The 10946-nt window shown below is 61.3% G+C and carries 7 protein-coding genes; 6 read left to right on the top strand and 1 reads right to left on the bottom strand.

Annotated elements, in window-relative coordinates; genetic code table 11:
• Window positions 1–12: 12 nt before the first annotated feature.
• On the bottom strand, window positions 13–1464 hold the full coding sequence (locus MSL71_RS05155) for a sigma-54 interaction domain-containing protein (RefSeq protein ID WP_246317715.1): 1452 nt from the start codon (window positions 1462–1464) through the stop codon (window positions 13–15).
• 292 nt (window positions 1465–1756) lie between these two features.
• Between MSL71_RS05155 and MSL71_RS05150 the strand changes: the two genes are divergently transcribed.
• From MSL71_RS05150 to MSL71_RS05125, 6 genes are all read left to right on the top strand, one after another.
• Complete coding sequence (locus tag MSL71_RS05150; protein WP_180137625.1) at window positions 1757–2809, top strand: hypothetical protein; 1053 nt, start codon at window positions 1757–1759, stop codon at window positions 2807–2809.
• 29 nt (window positions 2810–2838) lie between these two features.
• Window positions 2839–4299, top strand: a complete 1461-nt coding sequence (locus MSL71_RS05145; protein ID WP_218950961.1) for an ATP-binding protein — start codon at window positions 2839–2841, stop codon at window positions 4297–4299.
• Between the two features lie 438 nt (window positions 4300–4737).
• On the top strand, window positions 4738–6198 hold the full coding sequence (locus MSL71_RS05140; protein ID WP_180137624.1) for a sigma-54-dependent transcriptional regulator: 1461 nt from the start codon (window positions 4738–4740) through the stop codon (window positions 6196–6198).
• A gap of 309 nt (window positions 6199–6507) precedes the next feature.
• A complete protein-coding gene (locus MSL71_RS05135; RefSeq protein ID WP_180137623.1) occupies window positions 6508–8187 on the top strand; it encodes a sensor histidine kinase in 1680 nt (559 codons plus the stop codon).
• Between the two features lie 363 nt (window positions 8188–8550).
• Window positions 8551–9015: a sigma-54-dependent transcriptional regulator gene (locus MSL71_RS05130; RefSeq protein WP_180137622.1), complete on the top strand. Its 465-nt coding sequence runs from the start codon at window positions 8551–8553 to the stop codon at window positions 9013–9015.
• A gap of 15 nt (window positions 9016–9030) precedes the next feature.
• Window positions 9031–10884: an SLC13 family permease gene (locus MSL71_RS05125; RefSeq protein ID WP_180137621.1), complete on the top strand. Its 1854-nt coding sequence runs from the start codon at window positions 9031–9033 to the stop codon at window positions 10882–10884.
• Window positions 10885–10946: the final 62 nt, after the last annotated feature.

The following is a 10946-nucleotide window of genomic DNA, read 5'->3' as shown; positions in this document are numbered from 1 at the left end:
CTGAACACGTGCCTATTCATTGATGCCATATTGTTTCATTTTGCGCCAAAGGGTGCTGCGGCCCCAGCCCAGGGCCTTGGCCGCCTCCTGTCGCTTGCCCCGGGCCCTTTGGAGGGCGTCGAGGATCATCTCCCGTTCGGCCGTGGCCCAGGTGCGGGGGGCGGCCTGGGGCGTCGGAGCGTCGGGGGCGGTGGGGGACGACGGGTCGGGCGTCTCCGGCAGCGGGGTCTGGGGCGGCCCTTCCAAGAGGTACGCGGGCAGGGACTCCACGTCGATGGTGGGCTCCGTTGCCATGTTGACGGCAAACTCCACGATGTTTCGCAGCTCCCGGATGTTGCCGGTGAACCGGTAATGGGCGAGCAGGGCCAGGGCGTCCCGGGAAAACCCGGTGACCCGCTTGCCGAGCTGGCGCCGGTAGATCTCCAGAAAGTGGTCCAGAAGAATGCGGATGTCCCCTTTGCGCTCCCGTAAGGGGGGCAGGTGGACCCGGGCCACGTTGAGGCGGAAGAGCAGGTCCTGGCGAAAGGTGCCGTCGGCCACCATCTGCTCCAGGTTGCGGTGGGTGGCGGCGATGACGCGGACGTTGGCGTGGAAGGGGCGGGTTTCGCCCAGGGGGTAGATCACCTGGTCGTCCAGGAAGGTGAGCAGCTTCACCTGCAGGGCCAGGGGAAGATCCCCCACCTCCGTGAGGAAGAGGGTGCCGTTGTGGGCCATGCGGAACCGGCCGGGCTTGTTTTCCACGGCACCGGTAAAGGCGCCCTTGGCGTGGCCGAAGAGCTCGCTTTCCAGAAGGGTCTCGGGAAGGGCTCCGCAGTTGACCTTGACAAAGGGCCCCCCGGCCCGGAGGGAGGTCTGGTGGATGGCTTCGGCCACCACGTCCTTGCCCGTGCCGGTCTCCCCGGTGATGAGAATGGAGGCGTCGCTCTGGGCGAGGATGGGCAGGGTCTGGAAGATCTTGTCCATCTTTTCGCTGCGGCCGATGATCCCTTCGAAGCTGAAGGCCTGGCTTTTCTGGCTGTCCAGGCTTCGGACCGCCCGCAGGTCCTCGATGGTCTCCATGTATCCGGTGTGGTTGCCGTTGGCATCGGTGAGGGGGGCCAGGCTCAGCTTGACGGGCAGGCGTACCCGGTCCCGGTTGATGATGTCGCTTTCGCAGGGGGCCGGGGCCGTGACCACCCCGTTTTGCCTGGGGCAGCTCTCCACACAGGCACGGCTTCTTACCACGTGGCGGCACGGCATGCCGTAGGCGTCGCGTCGGGAAAAGCCGGTGAGGGCCTCAAAGGCGCGGTTGAGCCAGACAATGTTTAAGTCCTTGTCCATCACCGCCGTGGCCAGGGGGATTTCATCCATGAACCGGCCGAAGGAGAGTTCGGAGGAGAGAAGGTGAACGATGGCCGGAGTGGGGATGGGCATGGGGGACTCCTTTGTCTGTTGGGTCAGCACCTGGGCCGGTGGTGTGATCACGCCCCTTATCCTTTGCCTACCCGGGAGGTGGTGTCAAGGGGAATGTAAACGGCGGGCTCCCGGGAAAAAAGGGTGTCAGAAAAGTTTCCACTGTGTAAACCTGAAGCCCGAAACCACCCTGCTCCATCGGAAATTTTCAAAGGATTTCAGGTGGGGGATGCTGGCATGGGTCTTGCTCACCATGAGAGCCATGGAACGCCGGCTCCGGGCAGGCAAGGCACCGTGAGGGTGCCGTGCCCGGGCACGACACGCACCGGCACACACCGATTTACAGGGCGGAGGAAGAATACATATGACGGCCATTGTGATTTCAGGCGGTGAAAACGAGCAGGTCCGGGCGCTGGTCCGGCATCTGGAGCGGGAGACCGGCGGAGTTGCCATGGGAGATGACGAACTCATTGCCATGGCGGCCCATGGGGGCGGGGGGCACCTGTCCCTGTCGTGGGCGCTTTTCGGCGTTCACCCCCTGGCAGATCGCATGGTCAAGGAGCGTGCATGCGCAAGGGCTCGGCTGTGCCGGGCCATGGCATCGGCCCTGGAGCGGGGCGTGAGGATTTTTTACGGGGACCTGGGGCACCTGCTTCAGCGGTTTCCCGTGGCCGTGTTCCGGGTCCTCATGGCCGATGTCCCCGGGGCCGGGCGTCGCAACTGGGTAAGGCGTCGCAGGCGCCTGTTCGGGCGGAGTTTTCTCCACCACAGGTTTTACGACATGTATCTCCCCTGCGGGACCTTTTCGGTGGGGGACGCGGCCAGGGCCATCCTGGAACGGGTGGCCGTTGCCGTGGGGGATCCCGGGCGCCCCCTGACCCGGGATCGCCTGCGGCTTGCCATGGACATGGCCGAAGCCGAAATCGACCTGGTGCGCCGCGGGGTGGAGGTGGTGTTCTGGCACCACGGAGGCGGGGTGACGGTGTGGAACGCCTCGGCCCTGGATAACGCCGAGCTGGAAGCGCGGGTGAGGCGCACCTGTGCCCTGGGCTCTTTTATGTGTCGGCGGGGCAATCCACCGCCCCTTTTTGAGGAAAGGCTTCCCTACACCCTGTCCATGCGGGTGGAAGGAGACCGTGGCCTGCCGGAGGTGATGGCAACCGTGGCCGGGCGAAACGGGGGGCGCACAGCCTCATCGACCTGCGAGGTTATGGTTTACGGTGGTATCGGATGGGATGGACGGCTCGTGGTGGATCTGCCCGACTCCCTGGTGGATCCCCAGGAAGCGGTGTGGCGGCTCATGGCCCTGCACCCGGGGCGGACACTGGTGGTGCCTGCTCAGCGGTACGCCTGGCTGGCAGACCGCATGGGCCTTGAAACGGAATCGGTCCCATGCGCGGTGGATGCTCAGAAGTAAGCAAGGAGGAAAGAAGGATGCCGGGTTTTTTGAGTCTGCGAACAAAGACGACATCCATTGTGGCCCTGATGGTGGCCGTGACCATGGCCTGTGGCGGGGTGATGATATGGAATACCTACCGGGTGGATCGCCTCATCGAAGGCATGGTAAGCGACTCGGTGGCGGCGTACCAGGCGGCCGAGGCACTGGAAACGGCCCTGGTGAACCAAAAGGGGTTCATGTCCTATTATGTCATGGACAGAAACCCCGAATGGCTCCAGCGCCTGGGGGAGTACCGGCAGCTGTTTCGCATGCGGCTGGAGCGGGCCCAGGGTTTTGCCGGAACTGCTGAGGAGCGGGATACCCTTGCGTCCATCGGAGATGCGTATGACCTCTATGTGGCGGCCAAGGACAAGGCCCTGGGCCTTTACATCAACGGGGACGAAATCGCCGGGGGAGAGGCCCATGCCGGGGTGAGGGATCAGTTCTTCAAGATCCTTGATCACTGCGAGGCGTACAAAAAGGCCCATGAGGAAGAGCTTTTTGCCGCGCGCCAGGCTGTGCACGCCCGGGCCGAGCAGCTGCGCTGGGTCACGGTGGCGGCCCTTGTGTTTGTAACCGGCTTAGGGGGCGTCCTGACCCTGATGCTGGGACGCCAGGTTTTGGCTCCCCTGCGTCGCCTGGCCCGGGAAGAGGCGGGTGAACTGGCCCTCATGGAGCCCAATGAGGTCAAGGCCGTGACCCACCGCATCGAGAACCTCATCCGCAGCGCCGGAGAAGCCCACACCGAACTGGCCCGGAGCCGGGAGAACCTGCTCATGGCCGAGAAGATGGTGCTGGTGGGGAAACTGGCCGCGGGCATGGCCCACAGCATCCGCAATCCCATGACCTCGGTAAAGATGCGTCTCTTCTCCCTGAATCGGTCCCTGCCCCTTACACGGGAGCAGGAGGAGGATTTCCAGGTGATCACACGGGAGATCGGCCAGGTGGACACCATCGTCCAGAACTTCCTGGAGTTTTCCCGCCCCCCGCGTCTGGCCATGCAGCTGGAAAGCCCCTCCACCGTGGTGGACCGGGTCCTCCAACTCCTCTCCCATCGCCTCCGCTCCTACGAAGTCACCGTGGAGGTCAAGCGCGAAAAGCCCCTGCCCAACGTGACCTGTGACCCCGAGCAGCTCAAGGAAGCCTTCGTCAACTTCATGGAAAACGCCTGCAAAGCCATGGGCGGCGGAGGCCGCATCGTGATCACCGAACGCGTGGTCTCCGAGACCGACGGCGCGGGCCTGGCGGAGATCTCCTTTGCCGATACCGGGTGCGGCATCCCCGAAGAGGAACTTGAACAGGTGTTCCAACCGTTTTTTACCACCCGGGAGGACGGCACCGGCCTGGGCCTGCCCATCTCCCAGCGCATCATCGAAAACCACGGTGGCTGGATCGACGTGGACTCCGTCCAGGGCAAAGGCACCACCTTTGTGGTCTACCTGCCCATGGACAGCGAAGAAAAAAAATAGGGGAACGTGCATGGAAAAACGCCTCCGGCGGCAAGGGGCTAAAGCCCCTTGACCCAAGGGTCGCGAATGTTCCCGGCCCTCGTTCCTCAGGCCGATCACATTCGCTGATGGGCTTTGCCCGTGGAGAATGAAACTTGATTTCATGGTGAAGATCAACGTGTGAGATCTTTAAAAAATATGTGTAAATCTTTTTTATAGGTTGTTTCCCGGCAGGGGGCTGGAGGTATTCGGGTGAAAGCCAATTCAATACGAAAAGCTCCGAGTTTGTTTTTTAGAAATATGAGACGGGTCTCTCTTGCAGGGGCGATCGCATTATGTCATCCGTCGTGCGAATGCCCCTAAAACGGCAGCATAGCGGCGGCATTCATGCATTCGCCATAGGGTTTCAAGGTGCCCCCACCTTGCCGCCGGAGGCTATTCCTTAAAATAAGGAGCAATATGGTTACCATTCTTATTGTGGACGACGACGACTCGTTGCGGGCGTCCTTTGAAAAGCTGCTTGCGGCCGAGGGGTACCGGGTGCACAGCGCGGCCAACGGCCTTGAGGGCATTGAACTTGCCAAGCGCTTGAAGCCGGACCTTGCCATCATCGACATGAAGATGCCCGGCATGGGGGGGCTGGAGCTGTTTGGGCGTCTCAAGGAGGTGGCGAGCCTGATGCCGGTTATTGTGATGACCGCTTACGGCACCACGGAAACCGCCATCAAGGCCACCAAGATGGGGGCCTTTGATTACGTGCTCAAGCCCTTTGATATTCCAGCATTGCTGCGTCTCATTGGTCAGGCGGCCGAGGCGGGGCGCTTCATGAAGTCCACCGTGACCTTGGGGGGCACCGGGGCAGGCGCCGTGCCCGGAGGGGATGAAGAGAGCATTGTGGGGATCAGCCCGGCCATGCAGGAGGTGTATAAGTCCATTGGCCGTGTGGCGGCAAGCGACGCCACCGTGCTGATCCGGGGCGAGTCCGGTACGGGCAAGGAGCTTGCGGCCCGGGCCATCTACCAGCACAGCAACCGGAGCGGGCGGCCCTTTGTGGTGATCAACTGCGTGGCCATACCCGAGACCCTTCTGGAGAGTGAACTTTTTGGCTACGAGCGGGGGGCCTTTACCGGAGCCACCCACCGGAAGATCGGCAAGATCGAGCAGGCCAACGGCGGGACCCTTTTTTTAGACGAGATCGGGGACATGCCCCTGGAGCTCCAGACCAAGATCCTGCGCCTGCTTCAGGAGCGGAGCATCGAGCGCATCGGGGGCCGGGAGACCATTCCTGTGGACGTGCGGATCATCGCCGCCACCAACCGGGACCTGGAAGGGGCCATCAAGGAGGGGCGGTTTCGAGAAGACATCTACTACCGCCTCAAAGTGGTGACCCTTGCGTTGCCCCCTTTACGGGAGCGCAAAGGGGACATTGCCCTTCTCACCGACTACTTTCTCCGGCGCCACGCCCTGGAACTGGGCATGGCCAACCCCGGCATCAGCCAGGAAGGGCTGAAGCTCCTGGGAAGCTATGAGTGGCCCGGCAACGTGAGGGAGCTCTCCAACGTGATCCAGAAGCTGCTTATTTTTCATCGGGGCGGGGCCATTACCCAGGAGAGCATCGCACGAAGCCTCGGTCAGGATGTTGTTTCCGAGGATCCCTGGAAGGACCCGGAGGAGATCATCCGCCGCTGGGTCAGGGGGCGCCTGGAACGGCGGGAAGACGACCTGTTCGAACGCCTCCTGGACGAGTGCTCCCGGGTGATCCTTTCCGAAGCCCTGGCCGCCACCGAGGGCAACCGCTCCCAGGCCGCACGGCTTCTGGGAATCTCACGGCCCACCCTCCACGCCCGCATGGACAAGTACGGCATCACCGTGGGCGCTCGCATCAATGCCGGAGACACAGAGGATCCGGCAAAGCAGTAAAAATGGAAAAGCTTGCCTCCGGCGGCCCTGCCGGGGGCCAAACTTTTGAAAAGTTTGATAAACAGGTTTTTAGTAAGTCTTTCCAGGCTTCGCCGAACCAATTTTGGTAGTTTGCCATTTTCGGGAACGTTTTTTGCGGAGCTTTTTTTCAAAAAAGCGACCCGCCGGAGGCAAGCTGAATAGTTACAATTTTTTTTGAAAGGCGTATGTGATTTGACCCGAGGAACGAGGGGCAAAGCGCATCCGCAACCAGCTTTCAAGGTGGCTCACCTTGCCGCCGGAGGCGTTTTTTCTCCAGAGAAGGAGGCGATGATGACAGGCAGGGCATACGATCGGAAGATCGCGCGGTTTATTCTCGGCAACATGACGATCGTCCCTTTGGTGCCGTTTCTGGTGTTGCTGGTGGTGGGGGCCATCCTCTTTTCCGGGGCCATGGAAAAAAGCATCATGGCTCGGATCTCCCAGACGGCCCGGGACCACGGCATGATGGTGGACTCCTTTTTAAACGAGCGGCGTGCCGACCTGGCGCTCCTGGCCTCCATCTCTTCCTTTGAGGCGTTGTCCTCCCCTGAGAATCTGGAGACGGCCTTCGGGAATCTCCAGGCCAGCTCCGGGGCTTTCATGGACCTGGGGGTGTTTGACGAGGCCGGGGTCCACGTGGCCTACACCGGGCCTTACCGTCTGGAGGGCATCGACTATCAGGAGGAGTTCTGGTTTCGCAAGACCATGGCCACCGGCTCCTGGATCAGCGATGTATTCACCGGTTTCCGCAAGACCCCCCATGTGGTGGTGGCGGTGCGTGCTCAAGGGGCAGGGCGTCCCTGGGTGCTGAGGGCCACCATTGATACCGACGTGTTCCAGGCCGTCACCGGTGAGGTGCGCATCGGCCAGACCGGAGAGGCCTTTCTCCTGAACGACGAGGGCGTGTATCAGAGCATTCGCCCCTCCAGGGGCAAGCTCATGGAAAAGGACCCGGACAGCGACGCCTACGTCATGGGAGACGGCTGGGCCGGTGCCCGGGTCATTGCCTGCCGGGACGGGGTCAAGCGTGTCTTTGCCTCGGTGCGGCTTACGGAAAAGCCCTGGCGGCTGGTGGTGGTGCAGGATACCCGTGAGGCCTTTGAGAACCGCATGCGTATCTATCTGGTGATCTTTGCCGTGATGGTGGCTGGCAGCGGGGCGCTTCTGGGCGTGGGCTACGGGCTGACCACCCGCATCGTCTCCCGGATCCGGCGAAGCGACGACGCGGCCGTGCACCTGGAAGAGCAGCTCTATCGCGCGGCCCGTCTGGCCGAGCTGGGGGAGATGGCCGCAGGGTTTGCCCATGAGATCAACAACCCCCTGCAGGTGATGCAAAGCGAGCTGGCCTACATGGCCGAGACCGTCCGTGACGTGGAGGAGGGCACCGAGGAGGTGGGCATGATCCGGGAGTCCCTGGACCAGATGCGTCTTCAGATCGGGCGCTGCTCGGACATCACCCGGTCGGTCCTCAACTTCGGTCGCAAGAGCACCACCCGGGACCAGGCTGTGGTCATGGGGGACTTCCTTGCCGACGTGGCCAAGATGGTCCGCTCCAGGGCCGAGGTGAGCGGGGTGCAGTTCCTCACGGAGGTGCCGGAAAACGGCAGCCGGGTCTGGGGAGACCCCTCGCGGCTCCAGCAGGTGTTCCTCAATCTTATCAACAACGCCCTGGATGCCGTGGAAGCCCGCCACGGCAGCTGCGGGGGCAAGGTCAGCGTGGCGGTGCGTGAGGAGGTCGACACCGTGTGCGTGGACGTGTCGGACAACGGCAGCGGCATGGACGAAGAGACCCGTTCCAAGATTTTTTCCCCCTTCTTCACCACCAAGCCCCCGGGTTCCGGTACGGGCCTGGGGCTCTCGGTCTGCTTCGGCATCATCGAGGGCATGGGCGGGCGCATTCATGTCTCCAGCACCGTGGGTGAGGGCTCTGTGTTCACCATCTCCCTGCCTCGCCACCTCGAACAATGACGTAAAAGCGTGCCTCCGGCGGCGAGGTGAGCCACCTCGAAAGCTTATTGCCATTGCGATTTGCCCTCTGCTCACATCAATCGGGTTTCATCCATTAAACATTTCAGGCCCCGGTACATGACCTCTTACATGAGGACGTGGCCGGGGTTTTTTTATGCCCGGTTTTTACATTGCCCGACACCTTGTAAACCGGGCTGACAATACAACGGGATAATCTTGGAGGGTGTTTTATAAATCGTCTTTTAAAACAGTTTGTTGGCGCGTCTGTCTGACTTGGCATGTCCCGTGCATTTCCTCGTGAGAGTCAATCTTTAAGGCATTCGTTTGGGAATGAAGAACCTTAGATTAATTGAGGAGGAGTGAATGGATACTCTTTATGTGTTGCTCGTGGACGACGAGCCCCGTTACCTCGAAACCACCTCACGGCTTCTGGCCCGCAAGGGGTGCACCGTGCTGACAGCCGGCTCCGGGATGGAGGCCCTGTCCGTGCTGTCCAGAGACCCGGTCCACGTGGTGGTCCTGGATGTGAAGATGCCCGGCATGGACGGCCATGAAACCTTTCGTGCCATACGAAAGAGCCATCCCCTGGTGGAGGTGATCCTGCTGACGGGCCACGGTACCGTGGATTCGGCGGTGGAAGGGTTGAAGGCCGGGGCCTTTGATTACCTGGTGAAACCGGCGGACATCGACCTGCTCTGGGGCAAGGTCAGCGAGGCCTGGGATTCGTACCGACGGCATGCGGAGAAGATTCGGTTGGCCATGCTTGAACGAAGCATGCAGAGCCCGAGGGATATCATGAAGCAGCAGGGGTCGGATATCGACGCCTAGGAAGGGGGAATACTCATGGGAGAACGCGACAAGCAAAAGGTGACCGGGTATGACAAGTACGTGGACTGGAAGATCTTCTCCATTCCCGTTGTCCTTTTTTTTCTGATCCTGCTCATGCCCACGCCCGGCGGCATGAAGGATGTGGGGGCCGAATACAAGGTGGGCCCCAAGGCGGTGATCGCCTACCTGAGCCAGGAGCTCTTCGGGGCAGAAAGCACGGAGTTGCCCCAGTGGCAGCTTCTCACGGCCCAGATGATGGAGCGCAACATGCGCATGGGCGCCCTGACCAAGGCCCGTTTTCTGAAACGAAACGAAAAATGGTGCAAAAAATACAAGATCCCTGCGGCCGGGGCCAACTTCAAGCGCGCCCACGCCTTTATCAGGGACGAGGTGGACGACGCCAGGTTTCTTGCCCTCATGGAGGGCGCCCTGAAGCAGAGGCGCGATGTCCTTGACTATGCGGAACTGGCCGGCAAGGACAAGGCCGCCGCCGACAAGGGGAGCTGGCATATCAAGGTGGCCATCGCCATGGTGGTCTTTGTGGTGATCTGTTTTCTTACGGAGTGCATTCCCCTGCCCGGGGTGGCCTTCTGCATCGGTCTGATCCTGGTGTTCACCGGGGTGGTGACCCGAAAGCAGGTGGCCATGCTCTACTGGTCGGATGCCTGCTGGTTCATCATGGGTTCCCTTATGTTTGCCGCGGCCTTTGTAAAGACCGGGGTGGACAAACGGGTCTGCCTGATGATGTTTGAAAAGCTGGCCGTGCCCAACGTCCGGTGGATCACCCTCATCTTTTTCCTCATTATTACGCCCCTGGCTGCCTTTATCTCCGACCATGCCCTGGCTGCCATGTTCCTTCCCATCGGCATGCTTCTTTACCAGAACAGCCTCACCAGCGAGGTGCCGGAAGACCCGGAGCTGGCCAAGATGCTGATGATCGGCATTGCCATGGCCTGCAACATCGGTGGGCCGGGCGCCCCATCCGGCGGGGCCAGGAACGTCATTATGATGACGTATCTCACCGACATGTTCGGGTTTGATATCGGGTATTTCCAGTGGATCACCTACTGCTTCCCCTTCCTCTTTGTGATGATTCCCATCACCTGGCTCATCGTGAACTGGCGCTTCAAGCCGCAGGTCACCAGCCTGGCTCCGGCCATGGATCACCTCCGCGTAGAGATCCATAAAATGGGGCCCTGGAACCGCAAGCAGATCATCGCCCTGGTGGTGTTCCTGGTGATGGTCTTCGGCTGGTTCACGGAAAAAGAGTTCTACAACCTGGGGATCTACCCCATTCGCTTAGGCATCGGGGTCATTGCCGTGGCTGGTGCCGTGGCCTATCTGCTCACCGGGGTGGTGAACTGGCGTGATTACCATGAAAAGGTGGACTGGGGCGTGGTCTGGCTCTACGCCGGTGCCATCATCTTCGGCAGGACCCTGGACACCACGGGCGCCGCGTACTGGCTGGCCCGTACCGTCATCGATTTTCTGGCACCCTTCGGCATGGACTCCGGCCTTCCCCTCATGGCGGTCTCCAACGGGCTCACCGCCGTGCTCACCAACCTCATGGCAGATGGACCGGCCGCAGCGGCCGTAGGTCCCATTACCCTGAACATGGCGGGCCTGGTGCATCCCGGGACCACCTTTCTGCCCTTCATGGCCATGAGTACGGCCATTGCATCCAGCTTTGCCTACTGCCTGATCATCGGCACGCCTCCCAACGCCATCGTGTACGCCTCCGGTTACCTGGAGCCCAAGGACTACCTCCGGGTGGGGCTTCCCCTGTGGTTTGTGGCCAACGCGATCCTTCTGCTCCTCACCGGAGCGTACTGGGTCCTGCGCGGGTTCAACGCCCTGCCGGGGTTTTAATCACCCATGAATCGTAAGGAGAAAGGACCGGTGAAAGAACAAGACACCATGAAACCTTCGAT

The organism is Desulfoluna butyratoxydans (genome assembly GCF_900699765.1).
Classification (GTDB): Bacteria; Desulfobacterota; Desulfobacteria; order Desulfobacterales; family Desulfolunaceae; genus Desulfoluna; species Desulfoluna butyratoxydans.
This window is presented reverse-complemented; position numbering and strand designations above follow the sequence as displayed.

Excerpts from the sequence above, each read along its gene's own strand:
- MSL71_RS05150 (WP_180137625.1), top strand. The coding sequence starts at position 1,757 with ATGACGGCCATTGTGATTTCAGGCGGTGAAAACGAGCAGGTCCGGGCG.
- MSL71_RS05140 (WP_180137624.1), top strand. The coding sequence starts at position 4,738 with ATGGTTACCATTCTTATTGTGGACGACGACGACTCGTTGCGGGCGTCC.
- MSL71_RS05135 (WP_180137623.1), top strand. The coding sequence starts at position 6,508 with ATGATGACAGGCAGGGCATACGATCGGAAGATCGCGCGGTTTATTCTC.
- MSL71_RS05130 (WP_180137622.1), top strand. The coding sequence starts at position 8,551 with ATGGATACTCTTTATGTGTTGCTCGTGGACGACGAGCCCCGTTACCTC.
- MSL71_RS05125 (WP_180137621.1), top strand. The coding sequence starts at position 9,031 with ATGGGAGAACGCGACAAGCAAAAGGTGACCGGGTATGACAAGTACGTG.